We start from the raw sequence: 24,064 nt of genomic DNA on the forward strand, positions 1-24,064 counted from the left end.
CTCCGACACGGGTGATCACCCTGGAAGACCACTTCCGCGCGAACCAGGGTCGGATGGGGGCCTTCCCTGATGGTTTCCGCCGGCCGGCGTCGGCAGTCTTCTGGGCATGACAAGCGCACCGCCCCCCGCTCCTCCACCTCCCGCTCCGCCGCCACCGCTCCCGCCGGCCGACGACCAGGGCGCCTGGCCGCCCCCGCCGCCCGCCGGCCCCGCGCTCCGCTCGCAGCTGCGCCGCAGCCGCAGCGACAAGGTCATCGGCGGCGTCGCCGGCGGCCTCGCCGAGTACAGCGGCATCGACGCGCTGCTCTGGCGGGTCGGCTTCGTCGCCCTGACGCTCGCCGGCGGTACCGGCATCGTCGTCTACCTGCTGCTCTGGTTGCTGATGCCGGTCGGTCCGCACGTCGGGCCGGGCGCGGCGGTCGAGCAGCGCATCCGCCCACCGGCCGGTCCGCGCTCCCCGGTCCCCGGCATCACCATCGCCGCGGTGCTCATCCTCGAGGGCCTGCTCGCGCTCCTGAACCGGGTGTTCGACTGGGACCTCGGACCGACGGCCTTCTTCGGGACCGCACTGCTGACCGTCGGGCTCGGTCTCGTCGCGGCCGCCTTCACCCGTGGCCGGACGGCGCGCGGCGGCCTGATCGCCCTCGGCCTGGTGCTGTCCGTGGCCACGATCGCGGCATCCACCGAGCCGTGGCACGGCGGCGAGAACGGCATCGGGGACCAGGTCTACCGCGAGGTCGACGCCGAGATGGTCCAGCCGGTGTACGACTGCGGGGTCGGCGACTGCACCCTCGACCTCTCCGACGTCGACGTCAGCGACCTCGACGGCCTCATCACCACCCGGCTCAGTGCCGGCCTCGGCGACGTCGAGGTGATCGTGCCCCGCTCCGCCGACGTCCGGGTGTCCGTCGACTCCGGGATCGGGGACGTGCGGATGTTCGGCGAGGAGGACCGCAACGGCGGCTACTTCGACGGCCTCGGGCGGAGCGACTGGACCGGCGACAGGGCAGCCGAGATCGACGTGAGCATCAACGCCGGCATCGGAGACGTGGAGGTGTCCCGTGACTGACTACAGCGAGTTCCCGACCACGCCGACCGCCTGGCAGGAGCAGCAGCTCCGCGACTGGCAGACCGTGACCCCGCTGTCCACCGAGGACCCGGAGCCGCCGGCGCGCCGTCGCAAGGCCGACCTGACCGCCCTCGTCCCCGGCGCCTTCTTCGCCGTCCTCGCGATCGTCCTGATGGCCGGCGCGGACCTGCCGGTCGGCATGTGGGAGGAGGGCGGCTTCCTCTGGGCGGTGCTGATCGGCGTCGGGGTGGCACTCCTCATGTCGGAGGTGCGCAAGGCCCGGCGGAGGCGCTGACTCCCGGAGGGGGTGGGCGGAAGAGCCCGGTGAGCAGTCGCTCACCGGGCTCTTTCGCGTAACGACTCGGTCCGTTCCGTTGCCCCGCACCCCTGCCCGCAGGACATTCCGGACATGACCGACGGCGGACGGCGGGCCGGCGCCCTGCTCCTCGCCGTGCTCGTCGCGGCGACCGGCTGCGGGAACGGGACCGACGCGGCCGACGGGCCGGACGTCACCGGCCAGTGGCAGCTCGTCGAGGGGACGGCGGACGGCGTCACCCTGCCCTCCAACGGGGCGACGCTCCAGCTGGGCAACGGCGAGGCCGGCGGCGTCTCGTACTGCAACCACTACTTCGGGACCTACCGCCTCGACGGCGACACCGTGGTCTTCGAGGGCCTGGGCGGCACCGAGATGGGCTGCGAGCCCGACGTGATGGCGGCCGAGACCGCGTACATGTCGGCCCTCGGTGCGGTCGACACCGCCGCCGTCGAGGCCGACGCGCTGCTGCTCACCGGGGACGGCGTCCGGCTCCGGTTCTCCCCCGTCGCGCCGGTCCCCGCCAGTCCGCTCGAGGGCACCCACTGGGTGCTGGAGACGCTGGTCGAGGGCGAGGTCGCCTCGTCGACGGTGGGCGAGCCGGCGGTCCTGCTGCTGGACCCGGACCGCACCGCCCAGGCGTCCACCGGGTGCCGGACGGTCACCGGCACCTGGCTCCTGGAGGACGAGACGCTGATCATCGACGACCTGCTGGCCGACGGCGCCGAGTGCCCGGCCGACGTCCAGGCACAGGACGAGCTCGTGAGCGGGGTCCTGGGCGCCGGACCGCAGGTCGAGATCGAGGAGAACCGGCTCACCCTCACCGTCCGCGACGGCCGGGCCCTCGTCTACCGGGCGGCCTCGTGAGGCGTCGGCGCTACTCCCACTCGATGGTGCCGGGGGGCTTGCTGGTCACGTCCAGGGTGACCCGGTTGACCTCGGGCACCTCGTTGGTGATCCGCGTCGAGATCTTCGCCAGGACGTCGTAGGGCAGCCGCGTCCAGTCCGCCGTCATCGCGTCCTCGCTGGACACCGGGCGCAGCACGATCGGATGCCCGTACGTGCGGCCGTCGCCCTGGACGCCGACCGACCGGACGTCGGCCAGCAGCACCACGGGGCACTGCCAGATCTCGCGGTCCAGCTTCGCCGCGGTCAGCTCCGCACGGACGATGGCGTCGGCCTTGCGCAGGATGTCCAGCCGCTCCTGGGTCACCTCGCCGACGATGCGGATGCCGAGCCCCGGCCCCGGGAACGGCTGCCGCCAGACCATCGCCTCGGGCAGGCCCAGCTGCAGGCCGACCTCGCGCACCTCGTCCTTGAACAGCGTCCGCAGCGGCTCGACGAGGGCGAACTGCAGGTCCTCGGGCAGTCCACCGACGTTGTGGTGGCTCTTGATGTTCGCCGTCCCGGTGCCGCCGCCGGACTCGACGACGTCCGGGTAGAGCGTGCCCTGCACGAGGAAGTCGACGGTGTCGCCGTGCTCCTTGGCGTCGCCGACGACGTCGAGCGCGGCGACACCGTCGACTTCCTCGTGCAGGGCACGCTCTACCCGGACGTCGTCGAGTCCGGCGGCGGCACCGGGACGGCGAACATCAAGAGCCACCACAACGTCGGTGGACTGCCCGAGGACCTGCAGTTCGCCCTCGTCGAGCCGCTGCGGACGCTGTTCAAGGACGAGGTGCGCGAGGTCGGCCTGCAGCTGGGCCTGCCCGAGGCGATGGTCTGGCGGCAGCCGTTCCCGGGGCCGGGGCTCGGCATCCGCATCGTCGGCGAGGTGACCCAGGAGCGGCTGGACATCCTGCGCAAGGCCGACGCCATCGTCCGTGCGGAGCTGACCGCGGCGAAGCTGGACCGCGAGATCTGGCAGTGCCCCGTGGTGCTGCTGGCCGACGTCCGGTCGGTCGGCGTCCAGGGCGACGGCCGCACGTACGGGCATCCGATCGTGCTGCGCCCGGTGTCCAGCGAGGACGCGATGACGGCGGACTGGACGCGGCTGCCCTACGACGTCCTGGCGAAGATCTCGACGCGGATCACCAACGAGGTGCCCGAGGTCAACCGGGTCACCCTGGACGTGACCAGCAAGCCCCCCGGCACCATCGAGTGGGAGTAGCGCCGACGCCTCACGAGGCCGCCCGGTAGACGAGGGCCCGGCCGTCGCGGACGGTGAGGGTGAGCCGGTTCTCCTCGATCTCGACCTGCGGTCCGGCGCCCAGGACCCCGCTCACGAGCTCGTCCTGTGCCTGGACGTCGGCCGGGCACTCGGCGCCGTCGGCCAGCAGGTCGTCGATGATCAGCGTCTCGTCCTCCAGGAGCCAGGTGCCGGTGACCGTCCGGCACCCGGTGGACGCCTGGGCGGTGCGGTCCGGGTCCAGCAGCAGGACCGCCGGCTCGCCCACCGTCGACGAGGCGACCTCGCCCTCGACCAGCGTCTCCAGCACCCAGTGGGTGCCCTCGAGCGGACTGGCGGGGACCGGCGCGACGGGGGAGAACCGGAGCCGGACGCCGTCCCCGGTGAGCAGCAGCGCGTCGGCCTCGACGGCGGCGGTGTCGACCGCACCGAGGGCCGACATGTACGCGGTCTCGGCCGCCATCACGTCGGGCTCGCAGCCCATCTCGGTGCCGCCCAGGCCCTCGAAGACCACGGTGTCGCCGTCGAGGCGGTAGGTCCCGAAGTAGTGGTTGCAGTACGAGACGCCGCCGGCCTCGCCGTTGCCCAGCTGGAGCGTCGCCCCGTTGGAGGGCAGGGTGACGCCGTCCGCCGTCCCCTCGACGAGCTGCCACTGGCCGGTGACGTCCGGCCCGTCGGCCGCGTCGGTCCCGTTCCCGCAGCCGGTCGCCGCGACGAGCACGGCGAGGAGCAGGGCGCCGGCCCGCCGTCCGCCGTCGGTCATGTCCGGAATGTCCTGCGGGCAGGGGTGCGGGGCAACGGAACGGACCGAGTCGTTACGCGAAAGAGCCCGGTGAGCGACTGCTCACCGGGCTCTTCCGCCCACCCCCTCCGGGAGTCAGCGCCTCCGCCGGGCCTTGCGCACCTCCGACATGAGGAGTGCCACCCCGACGCCGATCAGCACCGCCCAGAGGAAGCCGCCCTCCTCCCACATGCCGACCGGCAGGTCCGCGCCGGCCATCAGGACGATCGCGAGGACGGCGAAGAAGGCGCCGGGGACGAGGGCGGTCAGGTCGGCCTTGCGACGGCGCGCCGGCGGCTCCGGGTCCTCGGTGGACAGCGGGGTCACGGTCTGCCAGTCGCGGAGCTGCTGCTCCTGCCAGGCGGTCGGCGTGGTCGGGAACTCGCTGTAGTCAGTCACGGGACACCTCCACGTCTCCGATGCCGGCGTTGATGCTCACGTCGATCTCGGCTGCCCTGTCGCCGGTCCAGTCGCTCCGCCCGAGGCCGTCGAAGTAGCCGCCGTTGCGGTCCTCCTCGCCGAACATCCGCACGTCCCCGATCCCGGAGTCGACGGACACCCGGACGTCGGCGGAGCGGGGCACGATCACCTCGACGTCGCCGAGGCCGGCACTGAGCCGGGTGGTGATGAGGCCGTCGAGGTCGCTGACGTCGACGTCGGAGAGGTCGAGGGTGCAGTCGCCGACCCCGCAGTCGTACACCGGCTGGACCATCTCGGCGTCGACCTCGCGGTAGACCTGGTCCCCGATGCCGTTCTCGCCGCCGTGCCACGGCTCGGTGGATGCCGCGATCGTGGCCACGGACAGCACCAGGCCGAGGGCGATCAGGCCGCCGCGCGCCGTCCGGCCACGGGTGAAGGCGGCCGCGACGAGACCGAGCCCGACGGTCAGCAGTGCGGTCCCGAAGAAGGCCGTCGGTCCGAGGTCCCAGTCGAACACCCGGTTCAGGAGCGCGAGCAGGCCCTCGAGGATGAGCACCGCGGCGATGGTGATGCCGGGGACCGGGGAGCGCGGACCGGCCGGTGGGCGGATGCGCTGCTCGACCGCCGCGCCCGGCCCGACGTGCGGACCGACCGGCATCAGCAACCAGAGCAGCAGGTAGACGACGATGCCGGTACCGCCGGCGAGCGTCAGGGCGACGAAGCCGACCCGCCAGAGCAGCGCGTCGATGCCGCTGTACTCGGCGAGGCCGCCGGCGACGCCGCCGATGACCTTGTCGCTGCGGCTGCGGCGCAGCTGCGAGCGGAGCGCGGGGCCGGCGGGCGGCGGGGGCGGCCAGGCGCCCTGGTCGTCGGCCGGCGGGAGCGGTGGCGGCGGAGCGGGAGGTGGAGGAGCGGGGGGCGGTGCGCTTGTCATGCCCAGAAGACTGCCGACGCCGGCCGGCGGAAACCATCAGGGAAGGCCCCCATCCGACCCTGGTTCGCGCGGAAGTGGTCTTCCAGGGTGATCACCCGTGTCGGAGCGGGGCCCCACGGTGCGACGATCGAGTACGTGACCACTCCTGCGACCACGGCGCCGCCCGGGTCGACCCTCGCGCGGCCGCCGTTGGTGCGCCCGCGCTCCGGTCGCCTGCTCGCCGGCGTCGCGTCCGGGACGGCGTCCCACCTCCGCCAGGACCCCCTGCTCGTCCGGGTGGTCTTCGTCGTGCTGGCGACCTTCGGCGTCGGCATCGTCATGTACGCCGGACTGTGGCTGACCATGCCGGTCGCCGCCCCGGGCTCGGAGGAGCCCTCACCCGGCCGGATCACCCTCGGTGCGCCCGGGGGGAAGCGCCAGCTGCTCACGATCGCCGTCCTGGGGTTCGCCGCGCTGGCGTTCCTCGGCCAGGTGTCCAGCTGGGGCAGCGGCGACCTGGTGCTGCCGCTGATCCTCGTCGCGGTCGGTCTCGCCGTCATCTGGCGGCAGCTGGACACCGACCGCACCCTCGCCCTGCCCGGCGTCCGCTGGGCCCTGGCCGGGGGTGTCGCGCTGGCCGCGGGCGGTGTGGTGCTGCTGCTGGCGACCACCGGCCAGCTGGCCGCGGCCCGCAACGGCTTCGCCGCGACCCTGGTGATCCTGACCGGCGTCGTCCTCGCGACCGCCCCGATCTGGCGACGGTTGCTCGACTCCCGCTCCGAGGAACGCACCGCGCGGATCCGGTCCGAGGAGCGCGCCGCCGTCGCCGCGCACCTGCACGACTCGGTGCTGCAGACCCTCGCCCTCATCCAGCGGCACGCCGAGGAGCCGCAGGCGGTGAGCCGGCTGGCCCGCGGCCAGGAGCGCGAGCTCCGCGCGTGGCTCTACGACCCCAAGGTGGTCCGCGAGGGCGGCACGTGGGCGGGCCTCGTCGCCGGCATGGTCGCCGACGTCGAGTCCGACCACGCGCTGACCGTGGACCCCGTCGTCGTGGGTGACGCCCCGGTCGACGATGCGCTGGCCGACCTCGGCGCCGCCACGCGCGAGGCGCTGGTCAACGCCGCCAAGCACTCGGGTGCGACCGCCGCCGACCTCTACACCGAGGTGACTCCCGAGCGCGTGTCGGTCTTCATCCGCGACCGCGGGAAGGGGTTCGATCCGGCGACGGTGTCCGACGACCGGCGTGGCCTGCGCGATTCGGTGCACGGCCGGCTCACGCGCCTGGGTGGGACGGCGGAGATCCGGTCGGCGCCGGGGGAGGGGACCGAGGTGGAGCTGGTGCTTCCCCGGGTGGCCGCATGACCCGGGTGTTCGTGGTCGACGACCACGCCATGGTCCGCGCCGGGGTGCGCGCCGAGCTCGGCGACGAGGTGACCGTGGTCGGCGAGGGCGCCGACGTCGCCTCGGCCGTCGCGGGCATCCGCGCGACGCGTCCGGACGTCGTCCTGCTGGACGTGCACATGCCGGGCGGCGGCGGCCGGACGGTGCTGGAGACGCTGCGGGCCGAGCTGCCGGACGTGAAGTGGCTGGCGCTGTCGGTGTCGGACGCCGCCGAGGACGTCATCGCCGTCATCCGGGCCGGTGCCAGGGGCTACGTCACGAAGACCATCTCGGGGGCCGACCTGCTGGACGCCGTCCACCGGGTGGCCGAGGGCGACGTCGTGTTCAGCCCGCGGCTGGCCGGCTTCGTGCTGGACGCGTTCTCGGCGGCCGGTCCGGCCGCGCCCGTGCCGGAGGAGGAGGCGACCGACCCGGGCCTGGACCTGCTCAGTGCCCGCGAGCGCGAGGTGATGCAGCTGCTGGCGCGCGGCTACACCTACCGCGAGATCGGGTCGCGGCTGTTCATCTCGGTGAAGACCGTCGAGTCACACGCCTCGAACGTGCTGCGCAAGCTGCAGCTGTCCAACCGCAACGAACTCACCCGGTGGGCGGCGACCAACCGCCTGCTCTGAGAGGACCTCGTCCTCCTCACCCTTCGCACGCTCAGGGCGAGCCCCTGGACGAGGCCTCGGCCGCGACGAACTCTCGGGCCTCCTCGACCAGGCCGGACCACTGCGCCGGGTCGCCGGCGACGACCCAGCCGTTCATCGCGCGCCCCTCCATCGGCTCGAACGGGGCCGCCTGCCCCGCCTCCACCAGCTCGGTCAGCCGGGCGGGTGGGAGCTTGACGACGAGCTGCTCCTGCCACCAGATCGCGAAGAACTTCTTGCCGGTCCGCAGCCCCCGCGAGCCGAACATGCTGCCGCGGCTCACCTCGCCGCCCTCCGCGTGGTCGACCAGCTGTTCCCATCGGTCGTCGCTCATGGGGTCACGCTGTCATGCCGTGTGGACGATCTGGAAGGCCTCGGCCAGGCGCCCCTCCGGGAGGCCGAACCGCCGCGCCGTCTGGCTCATCCACCCGGTGACGAACTGCTCGAGATCGGGGGAGTGGCTGGTCTGCGTGACGTGGCAGCGCAGCGCAGCCATCTTGCGGTCGCGCATCTCGGTGACGTCGACCGCGTGGTTCGCCTGCGGGCTGGCACCGAGCCACACCTCCGACACCGTCCACGCCTCCAGGCCCTCGTCGGCCAGCAGCTCGGGGAAGGCGAACGGATTGCGGGCATCGGGGTAGACCGCCCGCATCGTCGCCTCGCCGGTGGTCATGTGGTCGGGGTGGCTGGCGCCGATGCGGTCCCAGAACCGCTCCGGCGACGTGCTGAGCACCCGCTGCGGGCGCACCTGCCGGATGACCCGGCTGATGTCGCGCCGGAGGTCGAGGGTGAGCTCCAGCCGACCGTCGGGATAGCCGAGGAAACGGACGTCGCTCACCCCGAGCGTCGCCGCCGCGGCCTGCTGCTCGGCCCGGCGCAGCACCGGCATCTGCTCCCGCGGCGTCTCGTCGAACCCGCCCGCGTCCCCGTCGGTGACGATGCAGTAGGTGACCTCCGTGCCGGCCGCCGTCCAGGTCGCGACGGTGCCGGCGCTGCCGAAGTCGACGTCGTCCGGATGGGCCAGGACGCAGAGCACGCGATCGACGTGCTCGGCGGGTGGTTGAGGTGCGGGCGCGGTCACCCGGCGGAGCCTAGGAGGGCGCGACGAGACCGGCGAGCTTGTCCGGGTTGACGACCACCAGCACCTGCTGGATCCGCCCGTCGGCCACGGTGAGGGAGATCGACCCGAAGGGCTCCGTCCCCGACCAGCCGACGATCGCCGCCGAGCCGTTGACCTCGGCCACAGCGATGCGCACGTCCGGGAGGGCAGCGCCCTCCTGCGCGACGGCCACGAGCCAGCGGGCCACCTTGTCGGCGCCGGTGATCGGACGCAGGGCCGCCTTCGTCCTCCCCCCGCCGTCGCTGATCAGGACGACGTCGGGTGCCAGGGCCGCGAGCAGCGCCTCGAGGTCGCCACCGCCGACGGCGGCGAGGAAACGCTCGGTCACCTCCCGGTGGGCCTCCCGGTCGGCGTCGAAGCGGGGCTGTCGCGCCTGCACGTGCTCGCGGGCGCGGTGCCCCATCTGGCGGACCGCGGCCTCGCTCCGGCCGAGGACGGCGGCCACCTCGGCGATCGGCAGACCGAAGACCTCGCGCAGCACGAACACCGCCCGTTCGGCAGGGGACAGTGTCTCGAGCACGACGAGCAGCGCGAGCGACACCTGCTCGCCGAGTTCGGCGGCCGCGTCCGGTTCCGGCGCCGGTGGGCCCGACCCGACCGGCGAGCCGCCGGTCAGCAGCGGTTCGGGCAGCCACGGCCCGACGTAGCTCTCCCGCCGTGCCCGCGCCGAGCCCAGCCGGTCGAGCGCCAGCCGGGTGGTGATCCGCACGAGGTAGGCCCGCGCGTCGGCGACGTCGCTGCGGTCGGCCGCGGACCACCGCAGCCAGGTGTCCTGGACGGCGTCCTCGGCGTCCGCGACGCTGCCCAGCATCTGGTAGGCGACGCCGAACAGCAGGCGCCGGTGGCGGTCGAACGCGTCGAGTGCGGCCGTCACGAGGCGGCCGGGATCTCGCAGCGGTCCGCGAAGCCCTGGCTGGTGAGCCCCAGCGAGCTGTTGAACCGCGACCTGACGTTCTCCACGGCGACCATCATGGTGAGCTCGACCAGCTGGGCGTCGTCCAACTGCCGCCGCAGGCCGGCGACCATGTCGTCGGTGACGGTCGGCGGGGTGGCGGTGACGGCTTCGGCGTAGGCCAGCACCTGCCGCTCCAGGTCGGTGTAGGCGTCGCTGTCCCGCCAGCGGGGGACGTCGCGCATCTTGACCGGGTCGACGCCGTCGGAGGTGGTCACCCAGTAGCCGAAGTCCACGCACCACGAGCAGCCGATCGAGACGGCGGACGCCATGACCGCCAGCGCCTTCAGCGTCGGGTCGAGCCGCTTCCAGCGGGCCAGCGAGGTCTCGAACCGGAGATCGGTGGCCAGGACCCGCATGTTGTGCCCCATGGCCGGAAGCGGGTCGGGGACCACGCCGTAGGTGCGCCGGGCGTACCACTCGGCGAGGCGGTAGAGGGGAGTGCGCGGCGGGTCGAGCGGGATGCGGGTCATGTCGGGTCCTCTCCATCGGGAACACCCATGGAGACGGAGGAGACGCGCCGGACGTGACATCCGATCCCGCGGAAGCCGGTCGGGTCCTCCCCCTGGCGACCCGACCGGCTCCCCGTGCCGGCGCCCGCCCGTGCGGACGAACCGGCCCCAGCGGTGTGCGGGACGTCCCCGCTGGGTCATGGCGGGGGTGCTCGCACCGTGCCGGGTGGCTCAGCGGAACGGGTGGTCCCGGTCGCGCCGGGGGTCGACGTCGAGGAACGCCCCGGCGCCGAAGGTGCAGATGACCGGCACGACCGCCGTCCTCCGACGTGGCCGGCGGGCCGTCGCGCGTATCCGGCGGGCGACGGCCCGCGGCAGCCGGTGGGGGAACGGCGGGAGATCGGGGAGCGGATCCGTCATGCCTTCCAGAGGCAGGTGGGGATCTCGCGGATACGGCGGCGGGAAGGTGCCGCGGCTTGCAGACTGGCGGTCGTGGTCACCTACACGCTCGGCGTCACGTTGCGCGCACTCTCGCCCTGGGACGACGCGACGGCGGCACCGGTGGCCGACGCGCTCGGGGACGACGGCGCCGTGTGGGTCGACCCCGCGGACCCGGCGCTGCTGCGGGTCTCGGCGGAGCGGACGGCGGACGAACCGGCCGCAGCGCTGGCACTCGGACGTGCCCTGGCCGAGCGGCTCCGGGACCGGGCGCCGGTGCCGGCCGGCGTCCTCGAGGTCAGCGCGATGGACGACGAGGACGTGTTGGTCTGGCGCGCCGGGGCCTCCTAGAGGCGGCCGCGGCCCTGGCGCAGCAGCAGCATGCCGAGCGCGGCGCCGTCCGGACCCAGCGCGGCGCGGAACCTGTCGAGCACCTGCTGCTCGCGAGAGAGCGAGAGCCGGGTGCCGCCGCTGGCGGCCCGGAGGGCGCCGATCTCCTTCGAGATGGCGAGCCGGCGGTGGACGAGCTCGATGATCTCGGCGTCGCACGTGTCGATGGCGGTGCGCAGCTCGCCGATCCGCTCGACGTCGCCGCCCGTGACGGCGACCGGCGCGGAGCTCGCGGGAGTGGCGGTGGGAGTGCTCATGGGGCGTCCTTCGGGATCTGGTGGCCGTCCGGACCCCGGAGACGAAGAACGCCCCGGGGCTCTTCGGGCCCGGGGCGTCTGTTGCGGCGGTTGCTCAGCCGGCGGTGACGGACACCGGATCCCGGTGACCGTAGAAAAAGCTGACCGTGGCGAGCACGGAGCCGAGTGTGCCACAGCCGGTCCGCGGCCACCACGACGCTGCCTGGTGCGCGTGTGACGGCAGTTGGAGCCGGGAGGGGACCGTCACCCGTCCGGCTTACAGTGATGTGGTCATGAGCAGCGTCCAGCAGGCACTCCCCGGCACCCAGAACAGCCTGCCCGGGACGGAGGCCCTCCAGCGCACCGCCAAGGGCTCCGTCGGGCGCGAGCTCGAGCGCATGCTGGCCGGTCTCAACGGCCCCCAGCGGCAGGCAGTGGTCCACGAGGGCGGGCCACTGCTCATCGTCGCCGGCGCCGGATCGGGCAAGACCCGTGTGCTCGCCCACCGCATCGCCTACCTGCTCGGCGCCCGGCACACCCAGCCCGGCGAGGTCCTCGCGATCACCTTCACGAACAAGGCCGCCGGGGAGATGAAGGAGCGCGTGGCCGCGCTGGTCGGGCCGCGCGCCCGGGCGATGTGGGTGTCGACGTTCCACTCGATGTGCGTGCGGATCCTCCGCGCCGAGGCCGCGAAGCTGAACCTGAAGTCGTCGTTCACGATCTACGACCAGGGCGACTCCGTCCGGCTGATGACGATGGTCGCCCGCGACCTCGACCTGGACGCCAAGCGCTACCCCGGCCGCAGCCTCGCCGCGCAGGTGTCGAACCTGAAGAACGAGCTGATCGACGAGGAGAGCTACAGCCCGCAGACGGCGCCGGAGAAGGTGCTGGCCGAGGCCTACAAGCTCTACCAGCAGCGGCTGCGCCAGGCGCACGCCATGGACTTCGACGACCTGATCATGAACACCGTCCAGCTGCTGCAGGTGTTCCCCGACGTCGCCGAGCACTACCGCCGCCGGTTCCGGCACGTGCTCGTCGACGAGTACCAGGACACCAACCACGCCCAGTACATGCTGGTGCGGGAGCTGGTCGGCCCGGAGAACGGCCCGGTCCCGCAGGCCGAGCTGTGCGTCGTCGGTGACGCCGACCAGTCGATCTACGCGTTCCGCGGCGCCACGATCCGCAACATCGACGAGTTCGAGCGCGACTACCCGCACGCGACGACCATCCTGCTCGAGCAGAACTACCGCTCCACCCAGCGGATCCTCAAGGCCGCGAACCAGGTCATCTCCCGCAACACCGGCCGCCGGCCCAAGAACCTGTGGACCGACTCCGGCGACGGCGAGCTGATCGAGGGCTACGTCGCCGACAACGAGCACGACGAGGCCGCGTGGGTCGCCGAGCAGATCGACGCCCTCGTCGACGAGGGCGTGGCCCAGCCGAAGGACATCGCGGTCTTCTACCGCACCAACAACGCCTCGCGGGTGTTCGAAGAGGTCTTCATCCGCGTCGGCATGCCCTACAAGGTCGTGGGCGGGGTGCGCTTCTACGAGCGCAAAGAGGTCCGCGACGCGCTGGCCTACCTGAAGGTCGTGGCCAACCCGACCGACATCGTGAGCCTGCGCCGGGTCATCAACACCCCGAAGCGCGGCATCGGCGACCGGGCGGAGGCGTGCATCGAGAACTTCGCCGACCGCGAGCGGATCCCGTTCGCCTCGGCGCTGCGCCGCTGCTCGGAGGTCGGTGAGCTCGCGACCCGCTCGCTCAAGGCCATCCAGGAGTTCGTGGCGCTGCTGGAGGAGTTCGAGCAGCTGGTCGAGACGGGATCCGGCCCGGCGGCGCTCCTGGAGAGCATCCTCGACCGCACCGGCTACCTCACCGAGCTGCAGGCCAGCACCGATCCGCAGGACGAGGGCCGGGTCGACAACCTCAACGAGCTCATCTCCGTCGCCGCGGAGTTCGAGGCGGCCAGCCCGGGCGGCACGGTCACCGACTTCCTGGAACAGGTCTCGCTGGTGGCCGACGCCGACCAGATCCCGGTCACCGGTGACGACGCCGGCGTCGTCACGATGATGACGCTGCACACCGCCAAGGGCCTGGAGTTCCCGGTCGTCTTCCTCACCGCGCTGGAGGACGGCGTCTTCCCGCACCTGCGCGCGCTCGGTGACCCGCGCGAGCTGGAGGAGGAACGGCGACTGGCCTACGTCGGCATCACCCGGGCCCAGAAGCGGTTGTTCCTGTCGCGGGCGCAGGTGCGCACCAGCTGGGGGCAGCCCTCGTACAACCCGCCGTCCCGGTTCCTCGACGAGCTGCCGCCGGACACCGTGCACTGGTCGCGGCTCGAGCCGGCGCCGGCGGCGTCGAACAGCTACTCGTCGGCGCAGTCCCGGGTGGCGGCCACCGGGCTGTCGACCGGCGGCCTGCGGGGCGGGGCGGGCAACCGGGCGGTCATCTCCGTCGACGTGGGCGACCGGGTGAGCCACGACGCGTTCGGCCTGGGCACCGTCGTCGAGGTGACGGGCGTCGGCGACAAGGCGCAGGCCACGGTGGACTTCGGCTCCGGTGGCACCAAGCGCCTGGTGCTGAGGTACGCCCCGCTCGTCAAGCTGTGACACGGTCGTCCTCCGGACGACACCGCAGCCACGAGCCGTTCCCGACTCGGGATGAGCCGCTGCGTCACACCTGCGCGGAGCCCTCCGGGCCCCACTCGGCGCGACAGGACAACCGCTAGACCGAGACGCCGCGGTCGGCCAGCCAGGCCTCGGGGTCGGTCGGGCGGCCGTTGATGTCGCCCTTGTGGATCTCGTAGTGCAGGTGCGGTCCGGTCGAGAAGCCCTCGTTGCCGACCTTGGCGATCTGGTCGCCGGCGTGCACGACGTCCCCGGCCTCGACGTCGTAGTAGCGCATGTGCCCGTAGATGTGGACGAAGCCCTCGGCGTCCTGGATGTAGACGGCGTTGCCGAACCCGGAGACTCGTCCGGCCTTGAGGACGACGCCGTCGGCGGCGGAGTAGATGGGCGTGCCGAGTGGGGCGGCCAGGTCCAGGCCGTAGTGCATCTGCCCCCAGCGCTGGCAGTAGCAGGTGGTGAGCCGGCCCTGCGTGGGCAGCACGGTCTTCGGTGCCCGGGCGGCGCGGGAGGCGGCAAGCTCGCCGAGGCGGGCCTGCGCCTCGGCCTCGGTGATGCTGCGGCGGACGCCGGCATCGTCGATGCCACCGGACAGCGAGATGTCGGAGACGCCGCCGAGGCCGTAGTCGGAGGCGGTGGCGGTGTGGTCCGGGGGGCTGCCGATCACGGTGGGCGCGGCGGCGAGGAGGGCGCCGGCGACGAGTGCGGCGAACCAGAGCGGCGCGCGGCGTCCCGGGGGCTGCGGGAGGCGTCGGCCGGCCAGCAGCCGCGGGGCCGAGCGGCGGGACGCGAGGGCGGCCTGCGCCTCGGCGATGGCGGGCGCCACCGCGTCGGGACGAGCGGTCTCGCGCACGGTCTGCTCGAGGACCTGCGGTGCACTGCTGCGAGACAAGGCGCACCTTCCCGGACGAGCGCTTCCCTCTGGGCCGCCGCGAGGCGTTCCGTCGGGGGAGCGACGGCGGCTGTGGACGGTCCGCGGGGCGGTGTCCGCCGGTGGCTACCGGTGCCGTGATCGAACCGTAACGATGCGTCAGGGCGCGACCAAGCACCGAACAAGACGTGTCGCAATGTGTGCAGTGCGTGACGACGACGCGCCGGACCGGCCTGTCAGGCGACGGAGACGGCGGCGACGGCTGCGGGGAGGGCCTCGCGCCGGCCGGCCAGGGTGGCGGCGACCTCGTCGACCACGCCGCCGTTGCGGGGCAGCGACAGGTGGCCGATCCCGTGGAAGAGCACGTTGCGGGCGCCGAGGTCCGGGTGGTCGCACCTGCCCGACGACGTCGGGATCACCATCTGGTCGAGGTCGCTGTAGACCGCCGTCATCCGCGTGCGGAACCCCGGCGCCGGTTCGGCGAGTTCCTGCAGTACGGGGGAGCCCGGGCGCAGCTGGCGGATCAGCGGGGTGGGCGCGACGTTGGCCCACACCGAGCCCGCATGCGGGGTCCCGAGCGTCACCAGTGACTCCACCCGGCTGTCGCCACCCAGGCGCTGGACGTAGTAGCGGGAGATCAGTCCGCCGAGGCTGTGGCCCACGACGTGCACGCGGTCGTACCCGGTCGCTTCGCAGATGGCCTCGATGTGCGCGCCGAGATCCGCGGCACCGCGGGCGATGTCGGTCAGGAGCGGGCTGTAGTTCCAGCTGCAGACGTGCGCGAAGCCGCGACGGCGCAGGCTGCGGTTCATCACGGAGAAGACCGAACGGTTGTCCACGAGACCGTGGACCAGGACGACGGGGATCCGGGCGGCGAGCGGGTCGGCGGCGAACAGGGCGCGGGCCGTCGGGGCCTGGAGTCCCGGGCGGTGGCGGGGATCGGGGCGGAGGACGGTCGTCCGCGTGCCCAGCGGGTACATCAGCACGTGCGCGCCGACCCAGGCCAGCTCGGTGATTCCGCCCGCCAGGGTGGCGGTGCTGCAGAGACTCCGCAGGGCACCTCGTGGCGCTCCGTCGGTCACGGCCGCCGTGTGCGACTCTGGACGCGAGCCCGGGCCGCTCGATGCGCGCATGGCCGAATACCTCCCCGTCGGACCAACCGGCGGTGGCAACTGGTTCGGCCTCGCGGGTGGTGGTGCACGACTTATGTGCTCCGTTGACCCGAAGGTAACTCGCGTGTGTGGCGGACGTCACATCGACGTGCCCGACGTGTCACCGATCGAGGCCGGTTCGTGACCGAAACAGCCGAAGGGGGAACCGTGTCCGCCCGCGACGCCCGTACCGGGCCCGCCCGCGACCGCGCCGACTCGAGCCGGACAGCCGGCACCGCCCGCCGCAGCGCCGCCGCCGCCCGTTCCGGAGCCGGCGGCTCCGGTGCAGCCCGCTCCCGGAACGGCACGCCCGCCACCGCGGACGGCCGGGGCGACGGGCTGGTGGTCGGGACCGTGCCGCCCGCCGCCCGCCTCACCGGCGCGTTGCTCGTGCTGGCTGCGCTCCTCGGCGTCGCCGCCGCCTTTCCCACGTACCTGGTCGTCGGTGGTCAGGAGCTGTCGACCGCGACCGGAGTCAGCGGCGTCCTGGCGAGCCTGCTCGTCCCCGTGGCCTCCGCGGCCGTCGGCGCCTGGCTGCTGCGCGGCGCCGTGCCCAAGTTCGGCCTGGCCTACGCCGGAGTGGCGGGCGCGCTGGCCCTCGGCCTGGCGCTGATCGAGGTGTACCGGGGCAGCAGTTCGACGTCCCGTCCGGCGGTCGAGGTCCTTGCAGGGGAGCGGGTCGTGACCAGCAGCGTCGAGGTCGGGCCTGGTTGGGTGCTGGGCCTGGTGGCGCTCGCCCTGACCGTGCTGGCCGGGATGGCCGGCGCGGTCGCGTGGGGCCGCACGGTCATGGAGGACGGCGGCGCCCTGGACCCGGTGCGCTCGCTGCTCGCCGGCGGCGCGGTCCTGCTCGGCGTCGGCACGGTGCTGTGCCTGACCCTGCCGGCGGCCGACGTCCCCGACCGCGTGGTCACCGATCCGGCCACGGGGCTGCAGACGGTGGTGACGCAGGAGGGGCCGCAGGCACTGCTGGAACGTCCCGGACTTGCGCTGTTGGGTGGGCTGCTCCTGGCCGGCGCGCTGGTCCTGTGCTCGGTGATCGCCCCGTCGCTGCGGCCCCGTCTCGCCGCCGTCGGTGCGCTGCTCGCGATCTCCGTCGCCGTCCTGTCGGCGGGCCTCGCGGGCGTGCGGGACGCGACGTCGTCCGACGACCTGGAGTGGACGGTGCCCGGCGCCGGCCTCCTGCTGACCGGCCTCGGCTACGCGCTGCTCACCGCGGCCGCCTGGCGGCTGCGCCGCGGTCGAGCGTGACGGGGCCCACGCGGGCTCCATAAGCTGCGGGCCATGGTGGACGAACGGATCCGGGTGGTCATCGCCAAGCCGGGCCTCGACGGGCACGACCGCGGCGCGAAGATCGTGGCCCGCGCCCTGCGGGACGCCGGTATGGAGGTCGTCTACACCGGCCTGCACCAGACCCCCGAGCAGATCGTCGAGACCGTCCTGCAGGAGGACGCCGACGCCGTGGGGCTCTCGGTGCTGTCCGGCGCGCACATGACGCTGTTCGCCCGGCTGCACGAGCTCATGGCCGAGCGGGGCGTCGACGACGTCGTCGTCTTCGGTGGCGGGATCATCCCGGACGAGGACATCCCCGAACTCGAGCGCGTCGGCGTCGCGAAGATCTTCACACCGGGTGCGACCACCACCCAGATCGTCGACTGGGTCCGCCAGCACGTCGGAGCGCCGGCCGGCACCTAGGGGACGACGGGCACCGTCAGCTGCTGGCTCCGGCCCGTACCGGTGGCCAGGCTGACCTGCTGCGGGAGCGTCGAGCCGCGGTAGGCGAAGTCACCGCCCGCGAGGACGACGGCGAGCCGGTGGCCGGGCTCGAAGCGGTGCACGATGCCCGGCAGCTCGATGGTGACCGGCTTCGTCACGTCGGCGACGCGGACGGGGGAGATGAGCCGGTGGGGCAGCTCCACGGCACCGTCCGGCCCGACGTCGTACAGCTTGGCGAAGACGACGAGCTGCCCGGCGGGGCCGAGGTGCTGCGACGCCGCGACGGCCGGGGCGTCCAGCGTGACCGTGAGGGACGGGCTGCCCACCACGTCGAGGGGCTGGGTCAGCGGGGCGGTCGAGAACCGGATGGCCGTGCCGGGGGGATCGGTCACCGGCCGGGACTGGTCGAGATAGGACGTCTCCGTGTAGTTCGGCCCGATCGGGGCCACGCTGCTGTAGGTGCTGGTGCCCGACCGCACCTGGTTCCGGGCTGTGACGAGCGAGCCGTTCGCGCCTCCTCCCGAGAGGTAGAACGTCTGCTTCCTGCCGACCGGGTAGGACGGCGCCGTCGCATAGGCATCCGCTGCGTCCCCGGTGGTGGCGTCGTACTCCCAGTCGCGGAAGTAGCTGAAGTCCTGCGCCGGCGCGGGGCCCTGGCCGCGGACGTAGTGGTCGAACCACGCCAGGATCGCGTCACCCTGCACGGTCCCACGCGGGTTCCGCTCGTCGAGCTCGCCGGCGACGGGGGTGGAGTCGCTGTGGCCCCACGACTGCCACGTCAGCGAGACGGGCGTGCGCTGAGCCTTCAGCGCGGTGTAGGTGGCCACCGACTCCTGCAGGTTGAAGAGGGTGTCGGCCTGCCCCTGGCCGAGCAGTGTGGGCACCCGCACCTCCCTCAGGTAGCTGGCCACCGAGTTCGACCGCAAAAAGGCGATCGATGCGGCGCTGGGGTAGCCCAGGGTGGCCACCTCCAGCAGCGCCTGGCAGACCTGCGGCTCGAAGTTCGCGCAGTTGTTCCGCAGGAACTGACGCCAGGCGGCCGGGTCGGCGGCGCTCGGGGCGTCCTGGAGACCGTTGCCGACGCCGAGGGTGGTGAACAGCAGCGCCCACTGGTACTTGAAGACCCCGGTGCCACGAGAGCTCACCGAGCCGCTGGTCGCCGAGCCGCGAGGCAGGCCGCTGTTGTCCGGTGCCAGGGAGTAGGAGAGGTCGTGCCAGGTGATCTGCGGGACGATCGCGTCCAGTCGGTCGGTTCCGGCGCGTCGCTCGGCGGCGGCGGCCGCGAACTGGATCTGCCCACCGTAGGAACCGCCGACCATGCCGACCGCGGGGTCGTGCCGCGCAGGGTCGCCCTCGAGGAGCACCGAGTCGACGACGACCTTCTCCTTCGTGACGTCGTCGACGGCCTCGATCGAGGGGTCGCCCCCGAGGAAGCGCAGCAGCTGGCTGGCCGCGGCGCCGTCGTGCTCGACGTCGTCCAGCGTGATCGGGCAGTTGTCGCCGTCCACGAACCCGAGGCCGGTGTAGGCCAGGGTCACGTAGCCCAGCTCCCCGAAGCCCTGTGCGTAGTCGGCCTGGTCCACCTTGGTCCCGCCGAAGCCGTTGGTGGTGAGGAGCGCAGGCGCCCGGTTCGCGTCCGTCGCCCCCGCGGGCACGTACAGGTCGGCGTCGATCGAGCAGGTGCGCTTCTCCGGTCCGAGGTCCGTCACCGTGATGGTCAGGTTCCGCGGCACGTTGTCGCCCGTCGCAGCCGCCGGTGGCGCGAGCGCGGCGATCCCTGCGGAGGTCAGTGCGGCGGTGAGCAGGGCGGTCGCAGCTCGTCGCACTGGGAGCTCCTCGTCGTCGAGGGGAACGTTCAGGCACGTGCCGGGCAGTGTGGGGGGCCCGATGGAGTGACGCACCTTGTGATGCGGCCCACCCGGCCCCCACCCCTACAACGCCCGGGGGAGCGACCTGGTTACGGGCGGGCTACGGTGCCTGTTCGTGGATCTCTTCGAGTACCAGGCCCGTGACCTGTTGGCCTCGCACGGCGTGCCCGTGCTCCCCGGCGGCGTCGCCGAGACGCCCGACGAGGCGGAGGCGATCGCACGGGAGATCGCCCAACCCGTCGTCGTCAAGGCGCAGGTGAAGGTCGGCGGCCGCGGCAAGGCCGGCGGCGTGAAGCTCGCCGACAACCCCGAGGACGCCAAGGCGCGCGCCCAGGACATCCTCGGCCTCGACATCAAGGGCCACATCACGCACCGCGTGATGGTCGCCCAGGCAAGTGACATCGCCGAGGAGTACTACTTCTCCTACCTGCTCGACAGGTCCAACCGCACCTTCCTGGCCATGGCCTCGGTCGCGGGTGGGATGGACATCGAGGAGGTCGCGGCCACGCGGCCCGACGAACTCGCCAAGGTGCCCATCGACGCCACCACCGGGGTCGACGAGGCCAAGGCGACGGAGATCGTGGACGCCGCGAACTTCCCCGCCGAGGTCCGCGACCAGGTCATCGCGATCGCCGTCCAGCTGTGGGAGGTCTTCTCCAAGGAGGACGCCACGCTGGTCGAAGTCAACCCGCTGGCCAAGGCGCCCGACGGCACCGTGCTCGCCCTGGACGCCAAGATCACCCTCGACGAGAACGCGGAGTTCCGGCAGCCGGAGCACGCCGCCCTCGAGGACGCAGCGTCGGCCGACCCGCTCGAGGCGGCCGCCAAGGAGAAGAACCTCAACTACGTCAAGCTCGACGGCGAGGTCGGCATCATCGGCAACGGCGCCGGGCTGGTCATGAGCACCCTCGACGTCGTCGCCTACGCCGGTGAGGAGTTCGGCGGCGTCAAGCCGGCGAACTTCCTCGACATCGGTGGTGGCGCCTCGGCCGAGGTGATGGCCAACGGGCTGCACATCATCCTCGGCGACCCGGCGGTCAAGAGCGTCTTCGTCAACGTCTTCGGCGGGATCACCGCCTGCGACGCCGTGGCGAACGGCATCGTCTCCGCGCTGAACATCCTGGGTGACGAGGCGACCAAGCCGCTCGTCGTCCGGCTCGACGGCAACAACGTCGAGGAGGGCCGGCGGATCCTCGCCGAGGCCAACCACCCCCTGGTGACCGTGGTCGACACGATGGACGGCGCCGCGCGCCGGGCCGCCGAACTCGCCGCCTGATCGCCGCCCCGACTCCCGACAGGACACCAGACAGATGTCGATCTTCCTCAACGAGAACAGCAAGGTCATCGTCCAGGGCATGACCGGGTCCGAGGGCAGCAAGCACACGCAGCGCATGCTCGCCTCGGGCACCGCCATCGTCGGCGGCGTCAACCCCCGGAAGGCCGGCACGACCGTCGACTTCGAGGGCGCCAGCGTCCCCGTCTTCGGCGGCGTGGCCGAGGCGATGAAGGAGACCGGCGCCGACGTCAGCGTCATCTTCGTGCCGCCGCCGTTCGCGAAGGCGGCCGTCATCGAGGCCGTCGACGCCCAGATCGGCCTTGCCGTCGTCATCACCGAGGGCATCCCCGTGCACGACTCGACCTACTTCTGGGCCCACGCCCAGGGCAGCTCCACCCGGATCATCGGCCCGAACTGCCCCGGCCTCATCAGCCCCGGGCGCTCGAACGCCGGCATCATCCCGGCCAACATCACCAAGCAGGGCACGATCGGGCTGGTCAGCAAGTCCGGCACGCTGACCTACCAGATGATGTACGAGCTCCGGGACATCGGCTTCTCCACCGCCGTCGGCATCGGTGGCGACCCGGTCATCGGCACCACCCACATCGACTGCCTGCAGGCCTTCCAGGACGACCCGGAGACCGAGGCCATCGTGATGATCGGTGAGATCGGTGGCGACGCCGAGGAGCGGGCCGCGGACTTCGTGAAGGCGAACGTCACCAAGCCCGTCGTCGGCTACGTCGCAGGCTTCACCGCCCCCGAGGGCAAGACCATGGGCCACGCCGGCGCGATCGTCTCCGGCTCGGCCGGTACCGCACAGGCCAAGAAGGAGGCCCTCGAGGCCGCCGGGGTCCGCGTGGGCAAGACCCCGTCGGAGACGGCCCAGCTCATGCGGGAGATCGTCGCAGGGTAGGGCCGGTCCACTCCCAACTGCCGCCCGGCGACCTCGACCAGGTCGCCGGGCGGCGGCGTCTGCGCAGCTGGGACGACGATCACGGACGGGCGACGGTGCGCGTGCCGTGGTTGCGCCATGACGCCGGGTGCGACCACGATTCGCCTCGCACACCCGACGCCCTGCGAGGAGAGCCCCTGCGATGACCTCCAGCCAGCCGCCGCAGCCGCCCACGGGCGGTCAGCCGCCGGAGCACGGGCAGCACGCGCAGCCGCAGCCCCCGCACCAGCCCCCGCCGCCGCAGGGTCCGCCGCCCGGCTACGGCCAGCAGCAGGGTCAGCAGCACCCCGGTCAGCAGCCACCGCCCGGCTACGGGCCCCCGTCCGGGTACGGCCAGCAGCCGCCGCCCGGCTACGGCCCGCCCCCGGGCTACGGTCCGCCGCCCGGCTACGGCCAGCAGCCCCCGCCGGGCTACGGTCCGCCGCAGGCGTACGGCCAGCCCGCGCACAACCCGTTCGGGCAGCCCGCGGGCACCGGCGGTGGTCTCTCGTTCGACCTCAAGCGCCTGAAGATGGCCGACTACGTCATCGCCGGCGGCACGCTCGTCTACTTCATCCTGGCGTTCTTCCCGTGGTTCACCTTCGGGGACGACTTCTTCGGGTTCAGCCTGAGCGGCTTCGACTCCGGCAACGTGACCTCGGCCTTCGTGCTCTTCCTGCTGGCGACGGCCTGGGCGGTCCTCCCCGCGTTCACGGAGCTCAAGCTGGGCTTCCCGCGGTCGTGGGTCACCGTCGGCATCACCGCGCTGGCGTGGCTGCTCACCCTGTTCGCGTGGCTCGACAGCTTCGACGGCGACTTCTCCGTCTGGGCGCTGCTCGGCATGATCACGGCGACGGTGATCCTGCTCTTCGCCGTCCTCTCGCTGCTCCCGGAGCTGCGCAACCGCCCGGCGCTGCGGGGCGGTGTCGCCAACGCTGCGCAGTGGGCCAACCAGCCGGCACCGAACTTCGGCCAGCAGGGACAGCCCGGCCCGCCGTACGGACAGGGCAGCTACGGGCACCCGGGGCCTCAGCAGCAGTACGCGCCTCCGCCTCCGCCGCCGGCCTCGCCGCCGACGTCGTCCTACGGTCCCCCGCCCGGCGGACCGCCCCCGTCGGGTGGTTCGACCGCGTCCGGTGAGGGGTCGGGTACTCCCGGTTCCGGTGAGCGCCCGAACGGCTGATCCGACGACCGGAGGCGCCCGAATCCCGGGGCGCCTCCGGCGCGTGCGCCCGCCGTCCGGCGGGTGAGCTTGCGAGAGTGGGGACGTGGTCTCCCTGCTCGCACGCACCTCCCGGCGGGGACGCGACGCCTCGTGGCACCCGGCCGTGCCGCTGCCCTGGGTGGCCGGTGCCGCGTCGCTGGCGGTCAGCCTCGTCGGGCTGCTCGGGCTCGGTCTCGCCCTCGTCGTCGTCCAGACCCTCGACCCCGACGGCGGGCTGGCCGTCGGCGGCTCGATCGCGCTGGCCGGGCGGTTGTGGCTGCTCGCGCAGGGCGGAGAGCTGGCTCTCGGCTCCGGCCCGCTCGTGCTCGCGCCGCTCCTCCTGACGCTGACGATCGCGTGGGGGCTGGCCCAGGCCGGCCGGGGCATCGTGCGCCTCGGCGACCTGAGCACTCCCCGGCAGGCGGTGCGCGGCGCCGTCGTCGTGGTCCTGGTGCACGTGCTGATCAGCGTCCTGCTGACGATCCCGCTCGACACCGCGGACGTGGGCGTCGGGGTCCTGCGCCCCCTGATCGGGTCCCTCCTGCTTGCCGTCACGGCGGTGGGCTGGGGGGTCGGCCGGGAGTCGGGACTCCTCGACGACCTCCTCGACCGATTGCCCGGCTTCGTCCTCCCGGTGCTGCGAGGGGTGCTGTCCGGCCTGCTGACCGCGATGGCGCTGTGCATCGTCGTGGTCGTGGTCGCCCTCGTCTCGGACGCCTCCGGGTACGCATCCCTCTCCCGCTCGCTCGGGGGAGCGGGCGCCGGGGCCCTCGGTCTGCTCGGGCTGACCCTCCTGCTGCTGCCCAACGCCGCCGCCGCGGTGCTCGGCCTGGCCGCGGGGCCGGGGTTCTTCGTCGGCTCGGGAACCCTGGTGTCGGTGCACGGGGTGACACTCGGCGCCGTCCCCGCGCTGCCGTTGTTGGCGGCCCTGCCCGACACCCAGGCCGTGCCGCTCATCGCGTTCGTCTCCCAGGTGGTCCCGGCACTGGCCGGTCTGGTGGCCGGCGGCACCGTGGGCCGCTGGTTCTCCGACCGCGACGGCGGCTCGGTGGTGGCGGGCCTGGCCGGCCTGCTGTGCGGCGTCCTGCTGGGCGCGGTCAGCGGCGTGCTGGTCTGGATCGCCGGTGGGTCGCTGGGGGACGGCGGCCTCGCCCAGGTCGGGGCGCCCGCCCTCGCCA

Annotated in this window: 25 protein-coding genes and 2 pseudogenes; 14 read left to right on the forward strand and 13 right to left on the reverse strand. The window is 73.1% G+C overall.

Annotation, left to right across the window (positions count from 1 at the left end):
- The first annotated feature begins 106 nt into the window (after positions 1 to 106).
- The 3 genes from E4P40_RS08820 (at position 107) to E4P40_RS08830 (ending at position 2,249) form a co-directional block, all read left to right on the forward strand.
- Positions 107 to 1,069: a PspC domain-containing protein gene (locus tag E4P40_RS08820; protein WP_135158322.1), complete on the forward strand. Its 963-nt coding sequence runs from the start codon at positions 107 to 109 to the stop codon at positions 1,067 to 1,069.
- Positions 1,062 to 1,364, forward strand: a complete 303-nt coding sequence (locus tag E4P40_RS08825) for a hypothetical protein (protein ID WP_135158323.1) — start codon at positions 1,062 to 1,064, stop codon at positions 1,362 to 1,364. The genes E4P40_RS08820 and E4P40_RS08825 overlap by 8 nt, the downstream gene beginning before the upstream one ends.
- Before the next feature lie 114 nt (positions 1,365 to 1,478).
- Positions 1,479 to 2,249 carry an META domain-containing protein gene (locus E4P40_RS08830; RefSeq protein WP_135158324.1) on the forward strand — a complete coding sequence of 257 codons (771 nt, stop codon included), beginning with the start codon at positions 1,479 to 1,481 and terminating at the stop codon, positions 2,247 to 2,249.
- A 10-nt stretch (positions 2,250 to 2,259) separates the two neighbouring features.
- On the opposite strand, the pseudogene E4P40_RS08835 reads toward E4P40_RS08830, so the two are convergent.
- Positions 2,260 to 2,850 (reverse strand): annotated as a pseudogene (locus tag E4P40_RS08835) (GMP synthase (glutamine-hydrolyzing)); the annotation flags it as partial.
- Positions 2,851 to 2,901: 51 nt separating this feature from the next.
- Here E4P40_RS08835 and E4P40_RS08840 point away from each other — a divergent pair.
- A pseudogene (locus E4P40_RS08840) lies at positions 2,902 to 3,492 on the forward strand (GMP synthase (glutamine-hydrolyzing)); the annotation flags it as partial.
- 10 nt (positions 3,493 to 3,502) lie between these two features.
- Here the strand turns inward: E4P40_RS08840 and E4P40_RS08845 are convergent.
- The 3 genes from E4P40_RS08845 to E4P40_RS08855 form a co-directional block, all read right to left on the reverse strand.
- Entirely contained in the window at positions 3,503 to 4,273 is a 771-nt protein-coding gene (locus tag E4P40_RS08845) for an META domain-containing protein (RefSeq protein ID WP_135158324.1), read from the reverse strand.
- A gap of 114 nt (positions 4,274 to 4,387) precedes the next feature.
- Positions 4,388 to 4,690 (reverse strand): hypothetical protein, encoded by a 303-nt coding sequence (locus E4P40_RS08850; RefSeq protein WP_135158323.1) that lies wholly within the window; start codon positions 4,688 to 4,690, stop codon positions 4,388 to 4,390.
- Entirely contained in the window at positions 4,683 to 5,645 is a 963-nt protein-coding gene (locus tag E4P40_RS08855; RefSeq protein WP_135158322.1) for a PspC domain-containing protein, read from the reverse strand. Before E4P40_RS08855 ends, E4P40_RS08850 begins: the two co-directional genes overlap by 8 nt.
- 135 nt (positions 5,646 to 5,780) lie before the next feature.
- Here E4P40_RS08855 and E4P40_RS08860 point away from each other — a divergent pair, with 135 nt between their 5' ends.
- On the forward strand, positions 5,781 to 6,986 hold the full coding sequence (locus E4P40_RS08860) for an ATP-binding protein (protein WP_135158321.1): 1,206 nt from the start codon (positions 5,781 to 5,783) through the stop codon (positions 6,984 to 6,986).
- Complete coding sequence (locus tag E4P40_RS08865; protein ID WP_135158320.1) at positions 6,983 to 7,636, forward strand: response regulator transcription factor; 654 nt, start codon at positions 6,983 to 6,985, stop codon at positions 7,634 to 7,636. The genes E4P40_RS08860 and E4P40_RS08865 overlap by 4 nt, the downstream gene beginning before the upstream one ends.
- A 31-nt stretch (positions 7,637 to 7,667) precedes the next feature.
- On the opposite strand, the gene E4P40_RS08870 is transcribed toward E4P40_RS08865, so the two are convergent.
- The 5 genes from E4P40_RS08870 to E4P40_RS08890 all read right to left on the reverse strand — a co-directional run bounded on the left by E4P40_RS08870 (position 7,668) and on the right by E4P40_RS08890 (position 10,598).
- Positions 7,668 to 7,988, reverse strand: a complete 321-nt coding sequence (locus E4P40_RS08870; RefSeq protein WP_135158319.1) for a TfoX/Sxy family protein — start codon at positions 7,986 to 7,988, stop codon at positions 7,668 to 7,670.
- A 12-nt stretch (positions 7,989 to 8,000) separates the two neighbouring features.
- A complete protein-coding gene (locus E4P40_RS08875) occupies positions 8,001 to 8,735 on the reverse strand; it encodes a PIG-L deacetylase family protein (RefSeq protein ID WP_135158318.1) in 735 nt (244 codons plus the stop codon).
- A gap of 10 nt (positions 8,736 to 8,745) precedes the next feature.
- Entirely contained in the window at positions 8,746 to 9,648 is a 903-nt protein-coding gene (sigJ, locus tag E4P40_RS08880) for an RNA polymerase sigma factor SigJ (protein ID WP_135158317.1), read from the reverse strand.
- A complete protein-coding gene (locus tag E4P40_RS08885; protein ID WP_135158316.1) occupies positions 9,645 to 10,199 on the reverse strand; it encodes a carboxymuconolactone decarboxylase family protein in 555 nt (184 codons plus the stop codon). Before E4P40_RS08885 ends, sigJ begins: the two co-directional genes overlap by 4 nt.
- Positions 10,200 to 10,409: 210 nt before the next feature.
- On the reverse strand, positions 10,410 to 10,598 hold the full coding sequence (locus tag E4P40_RS08890) for a hypothetical protein (protein ID WP_135158315.1): 189 nt from the start codon (positions 10,596 to 10,598) through the stop codon (positions 10,410 to 10,412).
- 72 nt (positions 10,599 to 10,670) lie between these two features.
- Here E4P40_RS08890 and E4P40_RS08895 point away from each other — a divergent pair, with 72 nt between their 5' ends.
- A complete protein-coding gene (locus E4P40_RS08895; protein ID WP_135158314.1) occupies positions 10,671 to 10,967 on the forward strand; it encodes a hypothetical protein in 297 nt (98 codons plus the stop codon).
- Here the strand turns inward: E4P40_RS08895 and E4P40_RS08900 are convergent.
- Positions 10,964 to 11,263 carry a chorismate mutase gene (locus E4P40_RS08900; protein ID WP_135158313.1) on the reverse strand — a complete coding sequence of 100 codons (300 nt, stop codon included), beginning with the start codon at positions 11,261 to 11,263 and terminating at the stop codon, positions 10,964 to 10,966. The two genes, E4P40_RS08895 and E4P40_RS08900, sit on opposite strands and share 4 nt — an antisense overlap.
- Before the next feature lie 272 nt (positions 11,264 to 11,535).
- Here E4P40_RS08900 and pcrA point away from each other — a divergent pair, with 272 nt between their 5' ends.
- Positions 11,536 to 13,854 carry a DNA helicase PcrA gene (pcrA, locus tag E4P40_RS08905; RefSeq protein WP_135158312.1) on the forward strand — a complete coding sequence of 773 codons (2,319 nt, stop codon included), beginning with the start codon at positions 11,536 to 11,538 and terminating at the stop codon, positions 13,852 to 13,854.
- Positions 13,855 to 13,969: 115 nt separating this feature from the next.
- Here the strand turns inward: pcrA and E4P40_RS08910 are convergent, their stop codons facing one another.
- Together E4P40_RS08910 and E4P40_RS08915 are read right to left on the reverse strand one after the other, a co-directional pair.
- Positions 13,970 to 14,761: a M23 family metallopeptidase gene (locus E4P40_RS08910; protein ID WP_135158311.1), complete on the reverse strand. Its 792-nt coding sequence runs from the start codon at positions 14,759 to 14,761 to the stop codon at positions 13,970 to 13,972.
- Positions 14,762 to 14,976: 215 nt separating this feature from the next.
- Positions 14,977 to 15,822: an alpha/beta fold hydrolase gene (locus E4P40_RS08915; protein WP_245160218.1), complete on the reverse strand. Its 846-nt coding sequence runs from the start codon at positions 15,820 to 15,822 to the stop codon at positions 14,977 to 14,979.
- Between the two features lie 237 nt (positions 15,823 to 16,059).
- On the opposite strand from E4P40_RS08915, the gene E4P40_RS08920 reads away from it, so the two are divergent.
- Together E4P40_RS08920 and E4P40_RS08925 are read left to right on the forward strand one after the other, a co-directional pair.
- Entirely contained in the window at positions 16,060 to 17,142 is a 1,083-nt protein-coding gene (locus E4P40_RS08920) for a hypothetical protein (protein ID WP_245160217.1), read from the forward strand.
- 33 nt (positions 17,143 to 17,175) lie between these two features.
- On the forward strand, positions 17,176 to 17,586 hold the full coding sequence (locus tag E4P40_RS08925) for a cobalamin B12-binding domain-containing protein (protein ID WP_209305230.1): 411 nt from the start codon (positions 17,176 to 17,178) through the stop codon (positions 17,584 to 17,586).
- On the opposite strand, the gene E4P40_RS08930 is transcribed toward E4P40_RS08925, so the two are convergent.
- Positions 17,583 to 19,433: a CocE/NonD family hydrolase gene (locus E4P40_RS08930; RefSeq protein WP_167762159.1), complete on the reverse strand. Its 1,851-nt coding sequence runs from the start codon at positions 19,431 to 19,433 to the stop codon at positions 17,583 to 17,585. The genes E4P40_RS08925 and E4P40_RS08930 overlap by 4 nt on opposite strands.
- Before the next feature lie 157 nt (positions 19,434 to 19,590).
- Between E4P40_RS08930 and sucC the strand changes: the two genes are divergently transcribed.
- The 4 genes from sucC to E4P40_RS08950 all read left to right on the forward strand — a co-directional run.
- On the forward strand, positions 19,591 to 20,751 hold the full coding sequence (sucC, locus tag E4P40_RS08935) for an ADP-forming succinate--CoA ligase subunit beta (RefSeq protein ID WP_135158308.1): 1,161 nt from the start codon (positions 19,591 to 19,593) through the stop codon (positions 20,749 to 20,751).
- Between the two features lie 34 nt (positions 20,752 to 20,785).
- Positions 20,786 to 21,664 carry a succinate--CoA ligase subunit alpha gene (gene sucD / locus E4P40_RS08940; protein WP_135158307.1) on the forward strand — a complete coding sequence of 293 codons (879 nt, stop codon included), beginning with the start codon at positions 20,786 to 20,788 and terminating at the stop codon, positions 21,662 to 21,664.
- Between the two features lie 181 nt (positions 21,665 to 21,845).
- On the forward strand, positions 21,846 to 22,865 hold the full coding sequence (locus tag E4P40_RS08945) for a hypothetical protein (RefSeq protein WP_135158306.1): 1,020 nt from the start codon (positions 21,846 to 21,848) through the stop codon (positions 22,863 to 22,865).
- An 85-nt stretch (positions 22,866 to 22,950) separates the two neighbouring features.
- The coding region (locus E4P40_RS08950) for a DUF6350 family protein (RefSeq protein ID WP_135158305.1) at positions 22,951 to 24,064 on the forward strand (1,114 nt) is incomplete at its 3' end.

The organism is Blastococcus sp. CT_GayMR20 (assembly GCF_004570345.1).